Source organism: Pseudomonas sp. CFBP 8770, from assembly GCF_014841705.1.
Taxonomy (GTDB): Bacteria; Pseudomonadota; Gammaproteobacteria; order Pseudomonadales; family Pseudomonadaceae; genus Aquipseudomonas.
On record NZ_JACYUL010000007.1, the window covers coordinates 16,143 to 37,810 of the forward strand.

At 62.6% G+C, this 21,668-nt stretch carries 22 protein-coding genes; 7 read left to right on the forward strand and 15 right to left on the reverse strand.

All coding sequences use genetic code 11. The features are described 5' to 3' along the window. Positions 1-39: 39 nt before the first annotated feature. From recO to rpoE, 10 genes are all read right to left on the reverse strand, one after another. Positions 40-726, reverse strand: coding sequence for a DNA repair protein RecO (gene recO / locus IFT98_RS16190; protein ID WP_122713328.1), 687 nt, complete (start codon positions 724-726; stop codon positions 40-42). 154 nt (positions 727-880) lie between these two features. Beyond that, a complete protein-coding gene (gene era / locus IFT98_RS16195; protein ID WP_122797209.1) occupies positions 881-1,783 on the reverse strand; it encodes a GTPase Era in 903 nt (300 codons plus the stop codon). Further along, positions 1,776-2,465, reverse strand: coding sequence for a ribonuclease III (gene rnc / locus IFT98_RS16200; RefSeq protein WP_122479360.1), 690 nt, complete (start codon positions 2,463-2,465; stop codon positions 1,776-1,778). Before rnc ends, era begins: the two co-directional genes overlap by 8 nt. Then, positions 2,462-2,839 (reverse strand): DUF4845 domain-containing protein, encoded by a 378-nt coding sequence (locus IFT98_RS16205; RefSeq protein ID WP_192050803.1) that lies wholly within the window; start codon positions 2,837-2,839, stop codon positions 2,462-2,464. Before IFT98_RS16205 ends, rnc begins: the two co-directional genes overlap by 4 nt. A gap of 52 nt (positions 2,840-2,891) precedes the next feature. Continuing rightward, positions 2,892-3,746, reverse strand: coding sequence for a signal peptidase I (lepB, locus tag IFT98_RS16210; protein ID WP_192050802.1), 855 nt, complete (start codon positions 3,744-3,746; stop codon positions 2,892-2,894). Between the two features lie 9 nt (positions 3,747-3,755). Continuing rightward, on the reverse strand, positions 3,756-5,552 hold the full coding sequence (gene lepA, locus IFT98_RS16215) for a translation elongation factor 4 (RefSeq protein ID WP_122479362.1): 1,797 nt from the start codon (positions 5,550-5,552) through the stop codon (positions 3,756-3,758). A gap of 182 nt (positions 5,553-5,734) precedes the next feature. Then, positions 5,735-7,120: a DegQ family serine endoprotease gene (locus tag IFT98_RS16220; protein ID WP_244651019.1), complete on the reverse strand. Its 1,386-nt coding sequence runs from the start codon at positions 7,118-7,120 to the stop codon at positions 5,735-5,737. 321 nt (positions 7,121-7,441) lie between these two features. Then, positions 7,442-8,392: a MucB/RseB C-terminal domain-containing protein gene (locus IFT98_RS16225; RefSeq protein WP_192050800.1), complete on the reverse strand. Its 951-nt coding sequence runs from the start codon at positions 8,390-8,392 to the stop codon at positions 7,442-7,444. 8 nt (positions 8,393-8,400) lie between these two features. Then, a complete protein-coding gene (locus IFT98_RS16230; RefSeq protein ID WP_192050799.1) occupies positions 8,401-8,994 on the reverse strand; it encodes a sigma-E factor negative regulatory protein in 594 nt (197 codons plus the stop codon). Between the two features lie 30 nt (positions 8,995-9,024). Beyond that, on the reverse strand, positions 9,025-9,606 hold the full coding sequence (gene rpoE, locus IFT98_RS16235) for an RNA polymerase sigma factor RpoE (protein WP_011535354.1): 582 nt from the start codon (positions 9,604-9,606) through the stop codon (positions 9,025-9,027). A gap of 579 nt (positions 9,607-10,185) precedes the next feature. Here rpoE and nadB point away from each other — a divergent pair. Beyond that, complete coding sequence (gene nadB, locus IFT98_RS16240) at positions 10,186-11,802, forward strand: L-aspartate oxidase (protein ID WP_192050797.1); 1,617 nt, start codon at positions 10,186-10,188, stop codon at positions 11,800-11,802. Here nadB and IFT98_RS16245 read toward each other — a convergent pair. Together IFT98_RS16245 and IFT98_RS16250 are read right to left on the reverse strand one after the other, a co-directional pair. Further along, complete coding sequence (locus tag IFT98_RS16245) at positions 11,771-12,223, reverse strand: protein YgfX (RefSeq protein WP_192050795.1); 453 nt, start codon at positions 12,221-12,223, stop codon at positions 11,771-11,773. The two genes, nadB and IFT98_RS16245, sit on opposite strands and share 32 nt — an antisense overlap. Then, positions 12,207-12,461 carry an FAD assembly factor SdhE gene (locus IFT98_RS16250; RefSeq protein WP_122479368.1) on the reverse strand — a complete coding sequence of 85 codons (255 nt, stop codon included), beginning with the start codon at positions 12,459-12,461 and terminating at the stop codon, positions 12,207-12,209. Before IFT98_RS16250 ends, IFT98_RS16245 begins: the two co-directional genes overlap by 17 nt. Positions 12,462-12,587: 126 nt before the next feature. Between IFT98_RS16250 and ygfZ the strand changes: the two genes are divergently transcribed. Beyond that, positions 12,588-13,529 carry a CAF17-like 4Fe-4S cluster assembly/insertion protein YgfZ gene (gene ygfZ / locus IFT98_RS16255; protein WP_185793977.1) on the forward strand — a complete coding sequence of 314 codons (942 nt, stop codon included), beginning with the start codon at positions 12,588-12,590 and terminating at the stop codon, positions 13,527-13,529. Between the two features lie 53 nt (positions 13,530-13,582). Further along, complete coding sequence (locus tag IFT98_RS16260) at positions 13,583-14,395, forward strand: HDOD domain-containing protein (RefSeq protein WP_122797203.1); 813 nt, start codon at positions 13,583-13,585, stop codon at positions 14,393-14,395. On the opposite strand, the gene IFT98_RS16265 is transcribed toward IFT98_RS16260, so the two are convergent. Both IFT98_RS16265 and IFT98_RS16270 read right to left on the reverse strand, forming a co-directional pair. After that, positions 14,392-15,774 (reverse strand): sensor histidine kinase, encoded by a 1,383-nt coding sequence (locus IFT98_RS16265; RefSeq protein ID WP_192050794.1) that lies wholly within the window; start codon positions 15,772-15,774, stop codon positions 14,392-14,394. The genes IFT98_RS16260 and IFT98_RS16265 overlap by 4 nt on opposite strands. Then, complete coding sequence (locus IFT98_RS16270; RefSeq protein WP_049860714.1) at positions 15,767-16,438, reverse strand: response regulator; 672 nt, start codon at positions 16,436-16,438, stop codon at positions 15,767-15,769. The genes IFT98_RS16265 and IFT98_RS16270 overlap by 8 nt, the downstream gene beginning before the upstream one ends. 281 nt (positions 16,439-16,719) lie before the next feature. Here IFT98_RS16270 and IFT98_RS16275 point away from each other — a divergent pair, with 281 nt between their 5' ends. From IFT98_RS16275 to IFT98_RS16290, 4 genes are all read left to right on the forward strand, one after another. Further along, a complete protein-coding gene (locus tag IFT98_RS16275) occupies positions 16,720-17,703 on the forward strand; it encodes a Bug family tripartite tricarboxylate transporter substrate binding protein (RefSeq protein ID WP_197976744.1) in 984 nt (327 codons plus the stop codon). 153 nt (positions 17,704-17,856) lie between these two features. Beyond that, positions 17,857-18,315 carry a tripartite tricarboxylate transporter TctB family protein gene (locus tag IFT98_RS16280; RefSeq protein ID WP_192050843.1) on the forward strand — a complete coding sequence of 153 codons (459 nt, stop codon included), beginning with the start codon at positions 17,857-17,859 and terminating at the stop codon, positions 18,313-18,315. Between the two features lies 1 nt (position 18,316). Continuing rightward, the gene (locus tag IFT98_RS16285; protein WP_185793979.1) at positions 18,317-19,831 is read left to right on the forward strand and encodes a tripartite tricarboxylate transporter permease; all 1,515 of its coding nucleotides are present in this window, start codon (positions 18,317-18,319) and stop codon (positions 19,829-19,831) included. After that, positions 19,824-20,861, forward strand: a complete 1,038-nt coding sequence (locus tag IFT98_RS16290; RefSeq protein ID WP_192050792.1) for an AbrB family transcriptional regulator — start codon at positions 19,824-19,826, stop codon at positions 20,859-20,861. Before IFT98_RS16285 ends, IFT98_RS16290 begins: the two co-directional genes overlap by 8 nt. On the opposite strand, the gene ung is transcribed toward IFT98_RS16290, so the two are convergent. Next, a complete protein-coding gene (gene ung / locus IFT98_RS16295) occupies positions 20,858-21,544 on the reverse strand; it encodes a uracil-DNA glycosylase (protein WP_122797200.1) in 687 nt (228 codons plus the stop codon). The two genes, IFT98_RS16290 and ung, sit on opposite strands and share 4 nt — an antisense overlap. Positions 21,545-21,668: the final 124 nt, after the last annotated feature.

Below are 21,668 nucleotides of genomic sequence, written 5' to 3' on the forward strand. Positions count from 1 at the left end.
AACTCTCCGATAAATCCAGGCCCACAGCATACGTGTTGGTCAGGGCTTGCGAAACAGCTCGCGGCTGACCAGCGGGCGACCGCCCAGGTGCACCGCCAGGGCTTGGCGCATCAGGCGCTTGGCTGCGGCCAGCGCACCTGGTGTTTCCCAACTGGCCTGGGCCATGGCCAGCAACTCGGCGCCCTGGAACAGCCCTGGCTGCAACAGCTCGACCCGTTCCAGGCCAGCATCCACCAGCAAGCGGTACAAGCCATCGACCGCCACAGGCTCACCATTGACGTCGACGTCCAACGCGAAGCCATACCCCAGCTGATCCAGCAGACGCCACTCGAAGGAGCGCAGCAAAGGCTCCAGCGCGCGCCCTGCGCCGAGTGCCTGAAGGGTGGCGGCATAATGATCGAACAGCTGGGGATGGGGGTCTTCACTGGGCAACAGGCGGATGATCAGCTCGTTCAGGTACAGGCCGCTGAACAGCGCGTCACCGAGCATCCACACCGCCACCCCGGCAGATTCCATGCGCGAAACGTTCTTGAGTTCGCCCTTGCCGCGAAACTCGACTTCCAGCGGCACGAACGGACGCGCCAGGGTGCCCGCCTTGCCGCGCGCGTTACGCAGCACGGCGCGCAGGCGGCCCTGGGGGGTGAGGAAATCGACGAGGGCACTGGTTTCGCGATAGGCACGCGAGTGCAGGACGTAGGCGGGTTGTGGCGTTGGGGTGGTCGACATGTGGGCGACTCGGGGTTGGCGGGTATCTGGACGGGCCTCTTCGCCGCCTTACGCGCAAGCCCGCTCCCACAGACATCGCGCATGCCCTGCGATGTGCTGCCCCGTGGGAGCGGTCAGTGGCCGCGAAAAGGCCAACGCGAGGCCAAGCTGTGGATTACTGGTCGTTATACCCCAGCGAACGCAACGCACGCTCGTCATCGGACCAGCCGCCCTTCACTTTCACCCACAGATTGAGCATGACCTTGGAGTCGAACAGCACCTCCATGTCCTTGCGCGCTTCCATGCCGATGCGCTTGATACGCTCGCCCTTGTCACCAATGATGATTTTCTTCTGGCCATCACGCTCGACGAGGATCAAGGCATGGATATGCAGCGTCTTGCCCTGCTGCTTGAATTCCTCGATCTCGACGGTGATCTGGTACGGCAGCTCGGCACCCAGCTGGCGCATGATCTTCTCGCGCACCAGTTCGGCAGCGAGGAACCGGCTGCTGCGGTCGGTGATCTGGTCTTCGGGGAAGAAATGCTCATTCTCCGGCAGATGCCCGGCAATGACTTTCTCCAGCGCTTCCAGGTTGTGCCCGTGCTGCGCGGAAATCGGCACGATCTCGGCGTTCGGCAGTTGCTCCTGCAGCCAGGCCAGGTGCGGCATCAGCTCAGCCTTGTCCTCGATGCGGTCGGTCTTGTTGATGGCCAGGATCACCGGCCCCTGGACGTATTGCACTCGCTCCAGAACCAATTGGTCTTCGTCCGTCCACTTGGTGCGGTCGACCACGAAGATCACTACGTCGACGTCTTTCAACGCCGCCGAGGCGGTCTTGTTCATGTAGCGGTTCAGGGCTTTTTCATTGCCCTTGTGCATGCCCGGGGTGTCGACATAGACGGCCTGGATCTCGCCCTCGGTCTTGATGCCCAGCATGTTGTGGCGAGTGGTCTGCGGCTTGCGCGACGTGATCGCCAGCTTCTGCCCCAGAATGTGGTTGAGCAACGTCGACTTGCCGACATTCGGGCGGCCGACGATGGCTACATAGCCACAACGGGTAACGGGTGCATCAGTCATTGCCATTCTCCACGCCCAGGGCGATCAGGGCAGACGCGGCGGCCACCTGTTCGGCGATGCGACGGCTGACGCCCTGGCCCCGGCTTTTCTCATTCAGAAGGACGACTTCACACTCGACGAAGAACTGTCGGCAGTGCGGGTCGCCCTGGATATCCACCACTTCATAGCGCGGCAGTTCAGCACCGCGCGACTGCAGGAACTCCTGCAGGCGGGTCTTGGGATCTTTGTTGGTATCGACCAGCGTCAGCCCTTCGAACTGCCCTTCCAGCCAGGCCAGCACGCGATCACGCGCTGCATCCATGCCGGTGTCCAGGTAGATAGCCCCGATCAGTGCTTCGAGGGCATCGGCCAGAATCGATTCGCGGCGGAAACCACCACTCTTCAACTCGCCCGAGCCCAGGCGCAGGTAATCGCCCAGATCGAAGCCGCGGGCCAGTATGGCCAGGGTTTCACCTTTGACCAGACGCGCGCGCAGGCGTGACAACTGGCCTTCACGGGCTTGCGGAAAGCGCTCGAAAAGCGCCTCGCCAGCGACGAAATTGAGGATGGCATCACCCAGAAACTCGAGGCGCTCGTTATTGCGCCCGGCGAAGCTGCGATGAGTCAGTGCCAGCACCATCAGGTCCTGGTCCTTGAAAGTGTAGCCCAGCTGGCGTTCGAGGCGGCCCAGGGAAGCGGTCACGGCTTGACCACGCTGAACTCACGATCGAACTTCACCACCACGTCCAGATTCTGGATCAGTGGCTCACGCTTTTCGTACTTGAGGTGCGCCTTGAATGCGTTGCCCGCCTCGGTGATGCTTAAAACCTTGTTCAAATCCAGATCCTGAATATTGTTGACCTGCATGGCCCGGCTGACGTGGCCATAGAATTCACCCACCGTATCGACCCGGGTGGACTTGTCGGCACCGGCCGACTCGATGGCCTGGGTCAGCGTCCGGTAGTCCATGTAGTGCGGCACCAGCTTGAAAGCCGTGCTGGCCACGAACGCGATCACCGCCAGCGTCAGCAACCAGCCAACGATGGACATGCCTTGCTGAGACTTCACTGCGTTCATGCTGGACACCTCGGAAAACGATCGGCGCCGTCCGTGGACGGCGCCGGCGGCGCTACTTGATCAGCCCGACTCGCGAGAAGTTGGGCAGGTGGCTGAGCTTGGGTTCGGGCCAGCTCATCCAGATGGCAAAGGCTTTGCCGACGATGTTCTGGTCGGGGACCATGCCCAGCAGTTCCTTGGGAATCGACGGATCGTCCCAGTAACGGCTGTCGTTCGAGTTGTCGCGGTTGTCGCCCATCATGAAGTAGTGCCCGGAAGGCACCGTCCACTGGCTGTCGGGCGGCGCGCGATAGCGAGACATCTCCTGGCGAATCACGTGCTCGACTTCGCCCAGCTTTTCCTTGTACAACTCCGCGCTGCCCAGGCTGCCCGGTTCGCTGCCGACCAGTTGCCGGGCGATCAATTCACCGTTGACGTACAGCTGCTTGTTCGAGGTGTAGCGAATCTGGTCACCCGGCAAGCCGATCACGCGCTTGATGTAATTGACGTTGGGATCGCTGGGGTAGCGGAACACCATGACGTCGCCGCGCTTGGGATCGTTGACCTCGATGATCTTCTTGTCTACCACCGGCAGGCGAATGCCGTAGGAGAACTTGTTCACGAGGATGAAATCACCCACTTCCAGGGTCGGGATCATCGAGCCCGAAGGAATCTGGAAAGGCTCGACCAGAAACGAGCGCAATACCAGCACGATGAACAGCACCGGGAAGAACGACTTGCCGTACTCGACCAGCAGCGGTTCCTTGTCCAGGCGCTCGACCACCGCCGGCTCGGGCTGGCTGACGCTGCCCTCGTAGGTGGCGATCGCAGCCCGTCGTCGTGGCGCCAGGACGACCAGATCAAGCAAGGCCAGCAGACCGCAAACGGCTACGGCGATAACCAGCAACAGCGGGAAATTTAGTGACATAGGACTCGACTATTCCAACCTGAGCACAGCAAGGAAGGCTTCCTGTGGAATTTCCACGTTGCCGACCTGCTTCATGCGTTTCTTACCAGCCTTCTGTTTCTCCAACAGCTTGCGTTTACGGCTCACGTCGCCACCGTAGCACTTGGCCAGTACGTTCTTTCTGAGTGCCTTGACAGTGGTCCGGGCAATGACCTGTCCGCCAATGGCGGCCTGGATTGCCACATCGAACATCTGCCGAGGGATCAGCTCCTTCATTTTTTCGGTCAATGCACGGCCCTTGTAGGCCGCGTTGTCGCGGTGCACGATCAGCGCCAGGGCATCGACCTTGTCGCCGTTGATCAACACATCCAGCTTGACCAGGTTGGCCGACTGGTAACGCTCGAAATGGTAGTCCAGCGAGGCATAGCCACGGCTGGTGGATTTCAGGCGGTCGAAGAAGTCCAGCACCACTTCATTCATCGGCAGGTCGTAGCGAACCTGAACCTGGCTGCCGAGGAATTGCATGTCGCGCTGGACGCCGCGCTTCTCGATGCACAGGGTAATGACGTTGCCCAGGTGCTCTTGAGGCACAAGAATCGTCGCCGAGACGATAGGCTCGCGGAAGTCTTCGACGGATGAGGCGTCCGGAAGCTTCGACGGGTTGTCGACATAAATGGTTTCACCGGTCTTCATGACCACTTCGAAGATCACGCTCGGCGCCGTGGTGATCAGGTCCAGGTCGTACTCGCGCTCCAGGCGCTCCTGGATGATCTCCATGTGCAGCATGCCAAGGAACCCGCAGCGGAAACCGAAGCCCAAGGCATCGGAGCTTTCCGGCAGGTATTGCAGCGAGGAATCGTTGAGAGTCAGCTTCTGCAGGGCGTCGCGGAAATCTTCGAAGTCTTCCGAGCTTACCGGGAACAGCCCGGCGTAGACCTGCGGCTGAATGCGCTTGAAGCCCGGCAGTACGGCGACATCGGGCGTGCTGCTCAGGGTCAGGGTGTCGCCGACCGGCGCGCCGTGGATGTCCTTGATGCTGCCGATGATGAAGCCCACCTCGCCGGCTTTGAGGTCGGCGGTGGCGGTGTGCTTGGGCGTGAAGACGCCGACGCTGTCGACCAGGTGCACCTTGCCGGTGGACTTGACCAGAATCTTGTCGCCCTTCTTCACCCGGCCATGGCGCACGCGTACCAGCGAGACAACGCCCAGGTAGTTGTCGAACCAGGAGTCGATGATCAACGCCTGCAACGGTGCTTCGATATCGCCGGTAGGGGCTGGAATGGTCTGCACCAGGCGTTCGAGCACGTCGATGACGCCCATGCCGCTCTTGGCGCTGCAGGCCACGGCGTCGGTGGCGTCGATGCCGATGATCTTCTCGATCTCGTCCTTGACCTTGTCCGGATCGGCCTGCGGCAGGTCCATCTTGTTCAGCACAGGCATGACTTCCAGGCCTTGCTCGATGGCGGTGTAGCAGTTGGCCACGGACTGGGCTTCGACGCCCTGCCCCGCATCCACCACCAGCAGCGCACCTTCGCAGGCCGCAAGCGAACGGCTGACTTCGTAGGTGAAGTCGACGTGGCCCGGGGTGTCGATGAAGTTCAGCTGATAGGTTTTGCCGTCCTGCGCCTTGTAGTGCAGCGTAACGCTGTGCGCCTTGATGGTGATCCCGCGCTCACGCTCCAGGTCCATGGAGTCCAGCACCTGGGCCTCCATTTCACGGTCGGCCAGGCCGCCGCACATCTGGATGAACCGATCGGCGAGGGTCGACTTGCCGTGATCGATGTGGGCGATGATGGAGAAATTGCGGATATGACTCAAATCACTCACGGGTCAACACTCAAAAAGGCTGCGGGCCGGACGCCCAACGAAAAATAGCCGGGAATTGTACCTGAATTACGTTGGGGTGTGGGAGCGGTGGGTTGCGGCGAGCCCTCTGCTCGCGAAGGCCACACCACCGCTCACAAAAAAGGCGACCCGAAGGTCGCCTTTCGTTCACACACCCAACCTGATTACTCAGCCAGCTTGAAGGTGATGAAGCTCGCCCTGCCCTGACGCAGCACGCGCATGGACACAGAACGATTCTTCGGCAGGCCCTTGGCGATATCGGCGAACTGCTTCGACGACTCGATGGCCTGGTTGTTCAGGTGCGTGATGACGTCGCCGGGCTGCAGGCCGATCAGCGCCGCCGGACCGTCCTGCACTTCCTTGATGACCACACCGCCCTTGAGCTCCAGAGCCTTCTTCTGCTCGGTGGTCAGCTCTGCCACCGACACGCCCAAGCGATTGCTGCTGCGCTCGGTCTGGGCCTTGGCACCTGCATCCAGGTCCTGATCGTCATCCGGCATCGCACCGACGGTCACGTCGACCGTACGGCGCTTGCCTTCCCGGATCACTTCCAGGCTGGCCTTGGCACCGGCCTTGAGGCCCCCGACCAGGTGCGGCAGGTCGGCCGACATATCGATCGGCTGGCCATTCATGCTCAGGATCACATCACCCACCTGCAGGCCGCCCTTGGCTGCCGGGCCTTCTTCGAGCACCTGTGCAACCAGTGCGCCGGCCGGCTTGTCCAGGCCGAACGACTCGGCCAGGTCCTTGTTGACCTCTTGAATGACCACACCCAGCCAGCCGCGGCTGACCTTGCCGTCCTTCTTGAGCTGGTCCGAAACATCCAGGGCGACGTCGATCGGGATCGCGAAGGACAAGCCCATGAAGCCACCGGAACGGGTGAAGATCTGCGAGTTGATACCCACCACTTCACCGTTCATGTTGAACAGCGGGCCGCCCGAGTTGCCTGGGTTGATGGCCACGTCCGTTTGAATGAACGGAACGTAGGCGTCATTGGGCAGCGTACGGCCCTTGGCGCTGACGATGCCTTTGGTAACGGAATGGTCGAAGCCGAACGGCGAACCGATGGCCAATACCCACTCGCCCACTTTCAACTTGGCCGAATCGCCCAGCTTCACCGTAGGCAGGTTCTTGCCGTCGATTTTCAACAGCGCCACGTCGGTTCGCGGATCGGTGCCGACCAGCTTGGCCTTCAGTTCACTGCGATCAGACAAACGCACGATGATTTCGTCGGCGTCGGCAATCACGTGGTTGTTGGTGAGCACATAGCCATCGGCCGACACGATGAAGCCCGAGCCCAGTGACTGCGCTTCGCGCTGACGATCTCCGCGTTGCGGCGACCGCGGCCCACCGCGCGGCATGTTGCGCTCGAAGAACTCGCGGAACATCGGCGGCAAGCCTTCCAGATCCGGCATCTGGCTGGCAGCCACACCGCGATCCGGCAGCTTCTGCGTGGTACTGATGTTCACCACAGCAGGCGAGGCCTGTTCGACCAGCGTGGTGAAATCGGGCAACGCTTCAGCCTGGACGCTGGCAACATTGCCCAGCATCAGCACTGCCGCGAACAGTGAAAGAAAGGGGTTGAAACGTGTTATCGACATACGGCTCCCGTTCGTAACGAGCATGGTTGAGCAATAGGGTTGTGCGGCCGACAAAACCAGGATTCAGCCCTCTGGCAATCCCGCGTTTTGCTGTGGCGCACGGCAGCGAGCCTGTGACTGCAGAAATGACTCACCCCCGAAGCACAGACCTATAAGAAAAAAACCGGCGGTTTGCAACCTGCATGAAACAGCTTTCACGTTACGTCGCGATGATTAAACCAGCATGAAGGGCTGCCGCGAAGCATGGACGGCGCCTGGGGCGCGCACAGTTCAACGCCGAGCCTGAACATCCTGCCGTTGCATCGACAGGGCTATTCGCTCTGCGGTGCCCAGCGGAATTTCACCCACCACCGTGATCATCATTTCACCGTCCGTAGTCTTCAGTCGCCGCGACACGGCCGCCGTCGGGCCAAGCTGGACGCGGGTATCACGCGCCGAAGCGCCATTGAGCGGTTCGAGAAATACAGAAAAATGGGCAAGGCCATCGGCATACAGCAGGCTGGTCACACTGGCATTGCTGGCAGAGGATTTGCGCAAGCCTGTCTGGGCCAGCTCGAAGCCGGCCGGTATCCATTTGGAGCGCCAAGCGGACACCTCGCGTGGTGCGGGCCCGGCGACGGTATGCAATACAGGCTTACAATTTGGTGTCGCTATCAAGTCGGCCGACGCAGGTGCTCCCGGTGCCAGACGCGTGTACTGCAAACGTTCGAGCAGTCGCCCCTGTGCATCGATCAGCAGAGACTTGAGCAACAGGCCGGTGCGTGTGTCCAGATGCATTTCGAAGGCATAGCGGTCGCGATCTTTGGGAACCAGAGTCACCACCACCGCATCGCGCCCAGCGACCCTAGAAGCTCCCGCAACACGCAGTTCGTACCAAGACATCAGTTTGAGCGGATCGACCAGGCCATCGTAGCCGCCAGGCCCCTGCACCACGCCGAGCATTGGGTTGCCCGTCGCACAGGACGTACGACCAGCGACCTGAACGCGTTCGGAAGCGATACCGTCAAGCTTGAGTACACGCTCGTGCACCCCGCCGTTGCCGGCACGGTGCCAAACCTGATAGGTGGAGAAATCGCCGTCACGCTCGTAGACGAACGTGCCTTCGAAATTCTGCGTGCGCTCTGCGCGCGTCATGTTCTCGAGCCACTGCGCTGCATCGGGAGCCGCAGTGACCGGTGCGGCCAAGCCAAGGAGAAATGGCAGGAATAGAGCCGCACGCATGGTCGGGATTAGCGGTTTTCCATGCTCGCGGAGCGGGCATAGGGCAGCGCACTGTCGGAACCCTTGGCGGCCGCTTCTTGCGAATGCTGGCGCAGGTAGCCCGGCAGACGCTGGTCGTTCAGACCTTCCTCACCCTTCAACACGCCGTTGGCCATGGGCCCTGGTGTGTCGGAACTGTCAGGCGTGTAGCCTGCCAGAACGGCCGGACCTTGTACCATCGGCGTCGACGGTGCTTGCTGGGCGGGCTGCTGTTGCGCCAGTTCAGCGCCGGTGATGTCGTCCTGGTTGTACAGGCGTACACCTGCCAGCACAGCGACCGTCACCGAAGCGGCGACGGCCAGACGACCCAGGCTGCGCCATGGACCGCGAGCAGCTGCTGCAGGCGCAACGTCTTCGGCAATGGCTGCTGATACTGCAGCCGACAGATCCAGGCGCGGATCCAGAAGGTCCTTGTGCATGACAGCGCGGGCAACCTGAAAACGCGCCCAGGTGGCACGGGTTTCAGCATCGTCCAACGCGGTCAGTACCCGACGCAGTTCCAATTCGTCCGCTTCGTTATCCATCACTGCGGACAGCGATTCCTGCAGGGCTTCACGACTCATGGCGTTCCTCTCTTGGCTATCGCCGCTGTCTCAGGATTCCTGCAACAACGGCTGCAGGGCTTTGTCGATGGCTTCCCGGGCACGAAAAATCCGCGACCGCACGGTCCCCACCGGACACTGCATGACACTGGCAATGTCTTCGTAACTCAAACCGTCGAACTCGCGCAGGGTCAACGCCGTGCGCAGGTCTTCGGGCAACTGCTGAATGGTTCGATGGACGGTGCCTTCGATCTCATCGCGCAGCAATGAACGTTCCGGTGACTCGAGATCCTTGAGGCCATGATCGCCGTCATAGAACTCCGCGTCCTCGGAACTTACGTCGCTGTCCGGTGGCCTGCGTCCGCGGGACACCAGATAGTTTTTCGCCGTGTTGATGGCGATGCGGTACAGCCACGTGTAGAACGCGCTGTCTCCGCGAAAGTTGCCCAACGCGCGGTAAGCCTTGATGAAAGCTTCCTGCGCCACGTCCTGGGCTTCATGGGTGTCGTGCACGAACCGCACGATCAACCCGAGAATCTTGTGCTGATACTTCAGCACCAACAGATCAAACGCTCGCCGATCACCGCGTTGTACACGCTCGACCAGCTGCTGATCCTCTTCCTGGGTTAGCATGAACACTCCTCATGGGTCCGGAAGGAGCGCTGCTCAGGCCATCGTTCAGGCTTGCAACCATAGACTCGGGCTATTCGCAAAAGTTCTCCCCTCCAGGCAAGTTTCCCGCAGGCCCGGATCAAGCCTGCACGGAAAGCGCAGCTCGAACATGCCGGGCTGCGCCGATAATCTTTCCGCCGATCGCCGCATCCAGGCATTGCTGGTGCATCCATTGATCGACACTGTTTCCTTCCTATAGGCAACCTTCTATTGATTGCGGGGTTTCTTGGAAAGTTCCCACAAAAACGAAGGTCTAGGCCTACACGCACGGTTTATTCGGTCCTACAGCCGTTGCTGCGACTGAAGTGATTCAGCTCGCGCAACCCAGGTCGAGTGCCTGTTCACATAGCGCAGGCGTCGGTGCGGCTGCTATAAATGCCGCGCCGTACCAGCGGAAAATGCTGGGTTGCGTGCGTCGAAGGTGCCGCTATTGTGCCGCTACCCCCTTGGATATACCAGCGGGACGTGCACAACAGGCACGAACGGCACGCTGGATAGCGCTTCACGCAACTTCAATTTCGACCTGCGGACGACCTTCGAATGGGCAAGCAACTGCAACACGATGTTCTGGTGATCGGTAGCGGAGCCGCAGGCTTGAGCCTTGCACTGGCGTTGCCCGACACGCTGCGCATTGCGGTCATCAGCAAGGGCGGGCTTGGCGATGGCTCGACACCTTGGGCCCAGGGGGGCGTTGCTGCCGTCCTGGCCGACACCGATACCGTCGAGGCCCACGTTCAGGACACCCTTCAGGCCGGTGCTGGCCTGTGCGATGAAGAGGCCGTGCGCTTCACGGTGGAGCACAGCCGCGCAGCGATTCAATGGCTCGTGGAGCTGGGCGTGCCCTTTACCCGTGAGCAGGCAACGGACCCTGAGCACACCGGCTTCCCCTTTCACCTGACCCGTGAAGGCGGCCACAGCCAGCGCCGCATCATTCATGCGGCGGATGCCACCGGCGCGGCGATGTTCGACACGCTGCTGGCAGCGGCGCGCCTGCGGCCCAACATCGAACTCATGGAACAGTGCGCTGCCATCGACCTGATTACCGAACGGCGCCTGGGCCGCGCCGAGGATCGCTGCCTCGGCGCCTATGTACTGGATCATCGCAGCGGTGCGGTGAACACTCACGCAGCGCGCTTCACCGTGCTCGCCACTGGTGGCGCCGCGAAGGTCTACCTGTACACCAGCAACCCCGACGGTGCCTGCGGCGATGGCATTGCCATGGCCTGGCGCGCGGGCTGCCGGGTTGCCAATCTGGAATTCAACCAGTTCCACCCGACCTGCCTGTATCACCCCCAGGCCAAAAGCTTTCTGATCACCGAAGCGTTGCGTGGCGAGGGCGCCCTGCTCAAGCTGGCCAACGGCGAGCGCTTCATGCCCCGCTTCGACCCGCGCGCCGAGCTTGCCCCGCGCGATATCGTGGCACGCGCCATCGACCACGAAATGAAGCGGCTGGGCGCCGAGTGTGTATACCTGGACATCAGCCACAAACCGGCGGACTTCATCCGCAGCCATTTTCCCACGGTGTACCAACGTTGCCTGACGTTCGGCATCGACATCACCCGCCAGCCGATCCCCGTGGTGCCAGCCGCCCACTACACCTGTGGCGGCGTGCAGGTGGACCAGCACGGCCGCACCGACGTCCCCTGCCTGTATGCCATTGGCGAAACCAGTTGCACTGGCCTGCACGGCGCCAACCGCATGGCCAGCAATTCACTGCTCGAGTGCATCGTCTACGCGCGCTCCGCCGCCGAGCACATCGTTTCATGCCTGGCCGATGTCGCAATGCCCGGAGCGTTGCTGCAGTGGGATGCCAGCCAGGTGACCGATTCGGACGAAGACGTGATCATTGCCCACAACTGGGACGAACTGCGGCGCTTCATGTGGGACTACGTGGGCATCGTGCGCACCACCAAGCGCCTGCAGCGCGCACAGCACCGAGTGCGCCTGCTGCTCGACGAGATCGACGAGTTCTACAGCAACTATAAAGTGAGCAGAGACCTGATCGAACTGCGCAACCTGGCGCAGGTGGCCGAGCTGATGATCGCTTCAGCCATGCAGCGCAAGGAAAGCCGAGGCCTGCACTACACGCTCGACTATCCAGACCTGCTGCCAGAGGCGAAGGATACTATCCTGGAACCGCCCACCTACGCCGACTGAACTTGAGGCGCAGCCGCAGGCGCCGATGGGTGTCTGCATCCAGGCAGTCAGGCATGACACAGGCGCTGCGCACCCGTCGCTGACCGGCCAGACGGAAGCGCAGCACCACCACCTGGGGCAGCGCCATGCTGTCGGGGCGCAGCTGCACCGCTTGCCAGCCATCCGCCTCGGTCCATACTGCCCAGCCACTGCGGTCGCGGCGCAGGCCGGTCACGGCGTGGGGGCTGTCGAGCAACACGTGCCGCGGCAATACGTGAAGCGCATGCACGATGCACAGCGCAGCGGCCGCCAGGTGCACGAGGATGGGTGCATCCATCAGCAGGTTTGCCAGCCACGCCGAGGCTTGCGCCAGCACGTAGACGGCCAGCAGCCGCCGCGAGGGCTGCCAACGGCATTCGAAGCGGTTACTTGGGCTGGACACGATCCAGGATCATCCGAACCATGCGTTGCAACTCGGGGTCATCAGACTCGTTGCGCTCCATGAACCAGCCGAACATGTCCTGATCTTCGCATTCGAGCAGGCGCACGTAGACGTCGCGATCCACCTGATTCAAGTGGGGATAGACTTCCTTGACGAAAGGCACCAGCAACACGTCCAGCTCCAGCATGCCGCGGCGGCTGTGCCAGTAAAGCCGGTTGAGTTCAACGTTTTCGACCATGGGGGGCTCCTTGAATAGGCGCGCAGTATACAGAGGCGTCGGTGGGGTGTCAGGGCGGCGGGGATAGCATTCCCCCGGCGCGGGGCTCTATGATGATGTCCAGTCCCTTCAACTCAGCGATGACCCATGTCCGATAGCGCTATGTTCTGCACCCTGACCCACGAGGGCGTCCTCGCCGTTCGCGGCTCGGACGCCGGCAAGTTCCTGCAGGGCCAGCTCACCTGCAACCTCAACTACCTGGACGAGCACACGGCAAGTCTCGGCGCGCGCTGCACGCAGAAAGGCCGCATGCAGTCCAGCTTTCGCATTCTTTTGCAGGGCGATGGCTGTGTTCTGGCCATGGCCCGCGGCCTGCTCGAAGCACAATTGGCGGACCTGAAGAAGTACGCGGTGTTCTCCAAGTCCAAGCTCACCGACGAGAGCGACGCCTGGGTGCGCTTCGGCGTGCAGCATGGCGATGGCGCGCTGAACGCGCTGGGCCTGGACCTGCCCCTGGACACCGATGCGGTGGTACGTCACGGCGCGCTGATCGCAGTGCGCGTCTCGCCGGCGCGGGCCGAGCTGTGGGCGCCTGCCGAGCAGGCCGAGAACCTTGCCGCCCGGCTGGCCGAACAGCTGGCCCAGGGCTCGCTCGACGACTGGCTGCTGGGGCAGATCCGCGCCGGCATCGGCCAGGTGCTGGAGCCGACTCGCGAACTGTTCATCCCGCAGATGCTGAACCTGCAGGCCGTGGGCGGCGTGAGTTTCAAGAAAGGTTGCTACACCGGCCAGGAAATCGTGGCACGCATGCAGTACCTGGGCAAACTCAAGCGACGCCTCTACCACGTCCAGTTGACCGGCCCGACCCGTCCGGAACCGGGTACCGCGCTGTTCTCGCCGGTGCATGGCAGCGCCATCGGCGAGATTGCCCTGGCCGCACCGACGGCCGAGGGCTACGAGGCTCTTGCCGTACTGCAGGACAACGCTGTGGAGGATGGTCGCATTCATCTGGGCAGTCTCGAAGGTCCTGCGCTGGCACTTCTCACCTTGCCCTATACACTTGATCGAGACCGTGAAATACAGCGCTGACACGGCCCGTAGCAGGGCCTGCGTACCCCTCTCCCGCTATGCCGAGGCGTCGAATGAACCAGCTGGCCGATACAGTACAAAGGGATTTGCTGGCCGCCATCGACCGTGACGAGCTGGTCTTGCCGACCATGCCGGAAGTCGCCCTGAAAATTCGTGAAGCGGCCGAGGACGACAACGTCAGCGTCAATCGTCTGAGTCAAGTCATCGCTCAGGACGCAGCGCTGTCGGCGCGTCTGCTCAAGGTGGTCAACAGCCCACTGCTGCGCGCCAGTTTCGAGGTCACCGACGTGCGTACGGCGATCAATCGGCTGGGCGTCAATTACAGCAGCAACCTGGCCATCGGCCTGGTCATCGAACAGATCTTCCACGCCCGCGCGCCTGCTGTGCAGAGCCGCATGCGCGAGGCCTGGCGGACCAGCCTGGAGGTGGCCGGCATGTGCACCGAGCTGGCGCGGCGATTCACCACGCTCAAGCCCGACCGCGCCGCTCTTGCCGGCCTGGTGCACCAGATCGGCGTATTGCCGATCCTGACCTACGCCCAGGAGCACAACGAACTGCTGGCCGACCCGGTGAGCCTCACCCATGTGATCGAGCATATCCATCCGCGGATAGGCGACCACATCCTGCACAAGTGGGACTTTCCGGCCATGCTCGCGCAGGTGCCAGGCCAGTTCCTGGACCTGAACCGGCACAACACGGAAACCGATTATGGCGATCTGGTGATGATCGTCACGCTGTTGCGCCTGCCGCACAATACGGGCCTGCCGACCCTGGTCGAGCATCCGGCGTATCAACGCCTGGAAATCAAGCAAAGCCCGGTGCTGCTGGCCAGCGATCTGCTGCAGGCACAGTCGCTGCTGAACTAGAGCGCGAAGTCGACGCGCACTTTCAAGCCGCCCCTGGCGCCATCGTGCAGGCTGATGCGCGCCATGTGCGCGCGGCAGATTTCACCGACGATGGCCAGCCCCAACCCGGTTCCGCTGCTCTGCGCATTGCGCCGGTAGAAGCGCTCGAAGACTCGATCGCGTTCGTCCGCCGGAATGCCTGGCCCGTCGTCCTCGACTTCGAGGATGCCAGGGGCCAGCACGCGCAGAATGACGTTGCCGCCGGCCGGAGTATGTGCCAAGGCGTTGTCCACCAGGTTGCTGAGCAGTTCGTTGAGCAACGTCGGCTCACCGCGCAACCAGATGGGCTCGTCGGCCTCCAGCGCCAGCGCCACGCCCCGGCCGTGGGCCAGAGGGGCCATGGCCATGCCCAGTTCGCGGGCCAGCTGGCTCAGGTCCAGGCGCTGGGCGCCGCCTTCGGCAATGGCCCGTGCGCCGTTCTCGACGCGGGCCAGCGACAGTAACTGATTGGCCAGGTGGGTAAGTTTGTCGGTGCCTTCCACCGCCTGCTGCAGGGTGCTGCGCCAGACTTCCGGCTGTTCGGCGCGCAGGCCCAACTCCACCCTCGCCTTGAGCGCTGCCAGCGGCGTGCGCAGCTCGTGGGCAGCATCGGCAATGAACTGCGCCTGCCGCTCGAACTGGACACGCAGGCGTTCGGTGAAATGGTTGAGGGCCTGCACCAGCGGCCACAGTTCGCGCTGGACCTCGACCAGCGGCAGGGGGCGCAGGTCGTCGGGCTGACGGTCTTCGACTTCGTCGCGCAGGCGCTCCAGTGGCCGCAGGGCAGCGCTGACCGTGACCCACACCAGCAACAAGGCGCCGCCGCCGAGCATGCCCAGGCGCAACAAGGTGTCGGCCATCAGGCTGCGTGCCATCGACACCCGCGCCTCTTCGGTCTCGGCCACGCGAATCTCTGCCATGCCGATCATGTTCGGTTCGCTGACCGCCTTGAGCAGGCTCACCACGCGTACGTTCTGCCCCAGATAACGGCCGCTGTAGAACGTGGCCAGGGCCGGGTAATCGTCCGTACGCGGAGTGCCGCGCGGCGGCGCCGGCAGATTTTCGTAGCCGGAGATCAGCTTGTGGTCAATGTCGTTGACCTGATAGTAGATACGCCCGGCGCTGTCGTAGGCGAAGGTATCCAGGGCCACGTAGGGCACGTCGGCACTGAGCGTGCCGTCGCGCTGGGAAAGCCCGGCAGCAATGGTGCGCGCCGAAGCCAGCAGGGTCCGGTCATAAGCCGTGTCGGCCGCTTCGCGGCCATTCCAGTAGGCACTCAAGCCGCTGGCCAGCATGAGGAAGACCAGCAGCATGGCGAGGTTCCACAGCAGCCGCCAACGCAGGCTGCTGACTTCACGCATCGCGGCTTTCCAGCAGGTAGCCCAGACCGCGGAAGGTGACGATGGCGATCGGTTGCTTGTCGAGCTTCTTGCGCAGGCGGTGCACATAGATCTCGATGGCGTCGGCGCTGGCTTCCTCGTCCAGGCCGAATACCTGGGCCGCCAACTGCTCCTTGCTCATCACCCGCCCCGGACGGGCAATCAGCGCCTCGAGCACCGCCTGTTCGCGCGAGGTCAGGGTCAGCAGTTCCTTGCCCAGGGTGAAGCGTCGCGTATCCAGGTCATAGGCCAGCGGACCGCAGCGCTGCTGGCGCTCACCACCGAGCACGGTGCGCCGCAGCAGGGCCTTGACCCGGGCTTCCAGCTCGGTGAGTTCGAACGGTTTGGCCAGATAGTCGTCGGCGCCCAGGTTCAAGCCATGGACGCGGTCCTTGACGTCGCTGCGCGCCGTGAGCATCAGCACCGGCAGGTTCTTGCCTCGCGCCCGCAGGCGCGCCAGCACCTCGAAACCATCAAGCCTGGGCAGGCCGACATCGAGTATCGCGGCGGCGTATTCCTCGCTGGCCAGGGCCAGGTCTGCCGCCACCCCGTCGTGCAGCACATCGACGGTCAAGCCGGTGGCCTTCAGCGCCTGGGCGACACTTTCGGCCAACTGCAGGTGATCTTCTACAAGCAGGACACGCATCGGTATTCCTCACGGCCAATCTTTTCTATGTCGGGGTGATGTTGCCGTAGTACGGTATTCGCTGCTGTCAGCGCCAGCTGCGAAAGGCTCATCAACCGCTTTATGTGCCCGAGTTTACAGGCCCGCGCCGGACTGTGAAGCAGTCTTGGCAGATTGACCGCCGCTGAAAGCTTGGTGAAAGGTTCGCAACATAAGGTTTCAGCAAGGCGAGTCCGTAGAGACCTGCCACGCAAACGTCACGATACGTTTTCGATAACAAGAACAACAATGGAGAAATACCCATGATCCGCGCCATGCGTCCGCTTGCCCTGGCTGTCAGCTGCCTGTTCATCAGTGCCCCGCTGCTTGCCCAGGAAGAACCCAAACGTCCTGAATGCATTGCCCCAGCCTCGCCTGGCGGTGGCTTCGACCTGACCTGCAAACTTGCCCAAAGCGCACTGGTCAACGAGAAACTGCTGTCCAAACCCATGCGCGTCACCTACATGCCCGGCGGTGTCGGCGCGGTAGCGTACAACGCGGTGGTCGCCCAGCGTCCAGCCGACGCAGGCACCCTGGTGGCATGGTCCAGCGGCTCGCTACTCAACCTGGCGCAGGGCAAGTTCGGCCGTTTCGACGAAAGCGCCGTACGCTGGCTGGCCGCGGTAGGCACCAGCTATGGAGCCATCGCGGTGAAGAGCAACTCGCCCTACAAGACCCTGGATGACCTGGTCAAGGCGCTCAAGGCTGACCCGAGCAAAGTGGTGATCGGCTCAGGCGGCACCGTCGGCAGCCAGGATTGGATGCAGACCGCGCTGATCGCCAAGGCTGCCGGGATCAACCCGCGCGACCTGCGCTACGTTGCCCTGGAAGGTGGCGGTGAAATCGCCACGGCCCTGCTCGGTGGCCACATCCAGGTCGGCAGCACCGACATCTCCGACTCCATGCCGCACATCCTCAGTGGTGACATGCGCCTGCTCGCGGTGTTCTCCGACAAGCGTCTGGACGAGCCGGAAATGAAGGACATCCCCACTGCCAAGGAGCAGGGCTACGACATCGTCTGGCCAGTGGTGCGCGGCTTCTACCTGGGGCCGAAGGTGACCGACGCCGAATACGACTGGTGGAAAGCGGCGTTCGACAAGCTGCTGGTATCCGAAGAATTCGCCAAGCTGCGTGACCAGCGCGAGCTGTTCCCGTTCGCCATGACCGGGCAGGAATTGGACACCTACGTGAAGAAACAGGTCGCCGAGTACAAGACCCTGGCCAAGGAATTCGGGCTGGTTCAGTAATCGGCCTGGGTCCGCGGGGAGCCATTCGCGGGCAGAGACCCGCTCCCTCAGGGCTGGATATACAAGCCCACCGTGAGAGCGGATCTCTGCCCGCGAAGGCTTCCCTGCCGACACCACCATCGTCCTCCTTCACGAAGGAACATGACCATGATCATGATCGTTCAACGGCTTTTCGCCCTGCTGTTGCTGCTTGTCTGTGCCGGTCTGGCACTGATGGCCTGGCCCTACCAGGCACCCTTTTCCTATGAGCCGGTAGGCCCGCGCGCCTACCCGTTGCTGATGCTGGGCCTGATGAGCCTGGCCTTGCTGTACCTGGTGTTTCGTCCCACTCCGATCGTGCACAGCGAGGAAGAACCGCCGCTGGACCGTCCGACCTTGAAGAAGATCGCCATGTGCATCGGCCTGCTGCTGGTGTTCGCCGGGACGTTCGAACCCTTGGGCTTCATTCTCAGCAGCATCCTGATCGGCATTCCGATGGCCCTGCTGTATGGCGGCCGCGCAATGCCCAGCGTGATCATCATCACCTTGATGAGCATCGGCCTGTACGTGCTCTTCGACAAAGTCATGGACGTGCCGCTGCCCCTGGGCCTGCTCAGCGTTCTGGAGAACTGACATGGATACTCTCGGCTACCTGGGTCAGGGCTTCGGCGTTGCACTGACCCCTTACAACCTCATCACCGCCCTGTCGGGCACCCTGATCGGCACCGTGGTCGGCCTGCTGCCGGGCCTGGGACCGATCAACGGTGTCGCCCTGCTCATCCCGATCGCCTTCGCCCTGGGCCTGCCGCCGGAATCGGCACTGATCCTGCTGGCGGCGGTGTACCTGGGCTGCGAATACGGCGGTCGCATCAGCTCGATCCTGCTCAACATTCCCGGCGAAGCATCGACCGTGATGACCACTCTGGACGGCTACCCGATGGCCCGCCAGGGCCTGGCCGGCGTTGCGCTGTCGTTGTCCGCGTGGAGCTCGTTCATCGGTGCATTCATCGCCACCTGCGGCATGGTCATGTTTGCCCCGATCCTGGCCAAATGGGCGATTGCCTTCGGCCCTGCGGAATACTTCGTGTTGATGGTGTTCGCCATCGTCTGCCTGGGCGGCATGGCCGGTGACAGGCCATTGAAGACGTTCATTGCGGCGCTGATCGGCCTGTTTCTGTCCAGTGTCGGCATCGACGCCAACAGCGGCGTGTACCGGTTCACCGGCGACAACATCCACCTGACCGACGGTATTCAATTCGTCGTGCTGGTGCTGGGCCTGTTCTCGATCAGTGAAATCCTCCTGCTGCTGGAAAAGACTCACCACGGCAGCGTGGCCGTCACGGCCACCGGGCGCATGATGTTCAACCTCAAGGAAGCCGCTTCGGTGTTCTGGGTGAACATCCGCTGCGGCGTGCTGGGCTTCATCATGGGCGTACTGCCCGGCGCCGGCGCCACCCTGGCCAGCGCCGTGGCCTACACCACCGAGAAGCGCCTGGCGGGTGCCAGCGGCAAGTTCGGCCAAGGTGACAAGCGTGGCCTGGCCGCGCCGGAAACCGCCATCGGCGCCACTGCCTGCGGCGCCCTGGTGCCGATGCTGACCCTCGGCGTACCGGGTTCGGGCACCACTGCAGTGATGATCGGCGCCCTGTCTCTGTACAACATCACGCCAGGCCCGCTGCTGTTCCAACAGCAACCGGACATCGTCTGGGGCCTGATCGCCTCGCTGTTCGTCGCCAACATCATGCTGGTGATCCTGAACATCCCCATGATCCGCATCTTCACCAAGATCCTCGCCGTGCCGAACTGGGCACTGGTACCGGTCATCGCCATCATCACCGGCATCGGCGTCTACGCGGTCCACGCGACCACCTTCGACCTGTTCCTGATGATCGGTATCGGCATCTTCGGCTACATCCTGCGCAAGCTGGATTTCCCGCTGTCGCCCGTCCTGCTCGGCTTCATCCTGGGCGGCCTGATGGAGCAGAACCTGCGTCGCGCGCTGTCGATTTCCAACGGCGAGCTGCAGATTCTCTGGGGCAGCCCGATCACCGCAGGTGTCTGGATACTCACCGTTCTGATGCTGCTGCTGCCGGTGGTTCGTATCTGGCGCAAGCGCGCTGCCATGCGTCGTGCCGCTGCCGATGTTTGATCGGTTCCTGCACAACTGGTGGGGTACACCGTTCGTAGGTCTGGCTGGCGGCTATGTCGCCAGCCTGATCGGCTGGCCGCTGCCCTGGATGATCGGCTCGTTGCTGGCGATCATCCTGGTGCGCTGCCTGACACCTTGGCAATTGGCGGAAATACCCAATGGCCGCAAGCTGGGCCAGTGGATCGTCGGCATAGGCATCGGCCTGCACTTCACCCCCCTGGTGATGGAGCAGGTTGGCGGCCATTTCGGCCTGATTTTTTTCGGAGCGCTGATCACCAGCGTTTCCAGTGCCGTGGGCGTGTGGCTGATGCTGCGCACCGGTGAAGACCGGGCCACGGCTTTTTTTTCCAGCATGCCGGGCGGTTCCGGCGAAATGGTCAACCTGGGCGCGCGCAACGGTGCCGACCTCAGCCGCGTCGCCGCAGGGCAAAGCCTGCGGGTACTGGCCGTGGTGCTGTGCGTGCCGGCGCTGTTCAAATTCCTGATGGGCGACGGCACCCCCATCAGCCATGAAGGCGGCGTCGACTGGGCCTGGCTGGCGTTGATCTTCCCCCTCGCCGGGGCGGCGGCCTGGATCTGGCAGCGACTGGATCAGCCCAACCCCTGGCTGTTCGGCCCCTTGCTGGTCAGCGCTGCCATGAGCGTCAGCTTCGATCTGCACATCGGCCTGCCGGACGGTGGCAGCCAGATCGGCCAGTGGCTGATCGGCAGCGGCCTGGGCTGCCACTTCAATCGCGCGTTTTTCCGCCGCGCGCCATCGTTTCTCGCGCGTACGCTGGTCAGCACCGCCCTGACCATGGCCATTGCCGGCGGCTGCGCACTGGCCCTGAGTGCCCTGACCAACCTCGACCTGCGCTCGCTGACCCTGGGCATGATGCCCGGTGGCATTGCCGAGATGAGCCTGACCGCCGAGGTGCTGCAGCTGTCGGTACCGCTGGTGACAGCGATGCAGGTAATGCGCCTGCTGTTCGTGCTGTTTCTGGCTGAACCGCTGTTTCGCCAGTGGCAGAAGCGTCGACCGGTGCCTTAGGGCAGGCGCCAGTCGATGGCGGTCAGACCGTTCTGCTCGAGAAACTTGTTGGCGCGGCTGAAGTGGCCGTTGCCGATGAAGCCCTTGTGCGCCGACAACGGCGAGGGATGCACAGAGGTCAGCACCAGGTGCTTGCTGTTGTCGATCAGCTTCTGCTTGCTCTGCGCATGCGCGCCCCACAGCATGAACACCACGCTGGACTGTTGCTCGCTGACCACTTCGATGATGCGGTCGGTGAACGGCTGCCAGCCTTTCTTGGCATGGGCGGCGGCGTTTGCCCTCTCCACCGTCATGGTGGTGTTGAGCAGCAATACACCCTGCTCCGCCCAGCTCTGCAGATAGCCATGCTTGGGGATGTCGATGTTGAGGTCGCGCTTGAGCTCCTTGTAGATATTCACCAGCGAAGGCGGCGTAGGAATGCCCGGCTGCACCGAGAAGCACAAGCCATGCGCCTGGCCCGGACCGTGGTAGGGATCCTGACCGAGAATCACGACTTTCACCTGGTCCAACGGCGTGGTGTTGAGCGCGTTGAAGATCATCGGCCCGGGCGGATAGATTTCTTTCCCCAGCGCATGCTCCTGGCGCAGGAATTCGCGCAACTGGGCCATGTAAGGCTTGTCGAATTCCTCACGCAGTGCAGCTTTCCAGCTAGGCTCGAGTTTGATGCGGTCGTCTGTGCTCATATGTTCCTCAACAAGAAGCAGGCACCCTAAAACACCAGGCACCAGAAATCAGTGGGCGGACGGTAGGAATGCGGACACAGAAAGTCAAATCCAGACTGGACAGCGCACTGCGACCCTCCGCCGG

What these genes read in the sequence shown, in the direction of transcription:
- recO (WP_122713328.1), bottom strand. Translation starts at nt 726, where the DNA reads ATGTCGACCACCCCAACGCCACAACCCGCCTACGTCCTGCACTCGCGT.
- era (WP_122797209.1), bottom strand. Translation starts at nt 1,783, where the DNA reads ATGACTGATGCACCCGTTACCCGTTGTGGCTATGTAGCCATCGTCGGC.
- IFT98_RS16205 (WP_192050803.1), bottom strand. Translation starts at nt 2,839, where the DNA reads ATGAACGCAGTGAAGTCTCAGCAAGGCATGTCCATCGTTGGCTGGTTG.
- lepB (WP_192050802.1), bottom strand. Translation starts at nt 3,746, where the DNA reads ATGTCACTAAATTTCCCGCTGTTGCTGGTTATCGCCGTAGCCGTTTGC.
- IFT98_RS16220 (WP_244651019.1), bottom strand. Translation starts at nt 7,120, where the DNA reads ATGCTGGGCAATGTTGCCAGCGTCCAGGCTGAAGCGTTGCCCGATTTC.
- IFT98_RS16225 (WP_192050800.1), bottom strand. Translation starts at nt 8,392, where the DNA reads ATGCGTGCGGCTCTATTCCTGCCATTTCTCCTTGGCTTGGCCGCACCG.
- IFT98_RS16230 (WP_192050799.1), bottom strand. Translation starts at nt 8,994, where the DNA reads ATGAGTCGTGAAGCCCTGCAGGAATCGCTGTCCGCAGTGATGGATAAC.
- rpoE (WP_011535354.1), bottom strand. Translation starts at nt 9,606, where the DNA reads ATGCTAACCCAGGAAGAGGATCAGCAGCTGGTCGAGCGTGTACAACGC.
- nadB (WP_192050797.1), top strand. Translation starts at nt 10,186, where the DNA reads ATGGGCAAGCAACTGCAACACGATGTTCTGGTGATCGGTAGCGGAGCC.
- IFT98_RS16250 (WP_122479368.1), bottom strand. Translation starts at nt 12,461, where the DNA reads ATGGTCGAAAACGTTGAACTCAACCGGCTTTACTGGCACAGCCGCCGC.
- ygfZ (WP_185793977.1), top strand. Translation starts at nt 12,588, where the DNA reads ATGTCCGATAGCGCTATGTTCTGCACCCTGACCCACGAGGGCGTCCTC.
- IFT98_RS16260 (WP_122797203.1), top strand. Translation starts at nt 13,583, where the DNA reads ATGAACCAGCTGGCCGATACAGTACAAAGGGATTTGCTGGCCGCCATC.
- IFT98_RS16265 (WP_192050794.1), bottom strand. Translation starts at nt 15,774, where the DNA reads ATGCGTGAAGTCAGCAGCCTGCGTTGGCGGCTGCTGTGGAACCTCGCC.
- IFT98_RS16270 (WP_049860714.1), bottom strand. Translation starts at nt 16,438, where the DNA reads ATGCGTGTCCTGCTTGTAGAAGATCACCTGCAGTTGGCCGAAAGTGTC.
- IFT98_RS16275 (WP_197976744.1), top strand. Translation starts at nt 16,720, where the DNA reads ATGATCCGCGCCATGCGTCCGCTTGCCCTGGCTGTCAGCTGCCTGTTC.
- IFT98_RS16280 (WP_192050843.1), top strand. Translation starts at nt 17,857, where the DNA reads ATGATCGTTCAACGGCTTTTCGCCCTGCTGTTGCTGCTTGTCTGTGCC.
- IFT98_RS16285 (WP_185793979.1), top strand. Translation starts at nt 18,317, where the DNA reads ATGGATACTCTCGGCTACCTGGGTCAGGGCTTCGGCGTTGCACTGACC.
- IFT98_RS16290 (WP_192050792.1), top strand. Translation starts at nt 19,824, where the DNA reads ATGTTTGATCGGTTCCTGCACAACTGGTGGGGTACACCGTTCGTAGGT.
- ung (WP_122797200.1), bottom strand. Translation starts at nt 21,544, where the DNA reads ATGAGCACAGACGACCGCATCAAACTCGAGCCTAGCTGGAAAGCTGCA.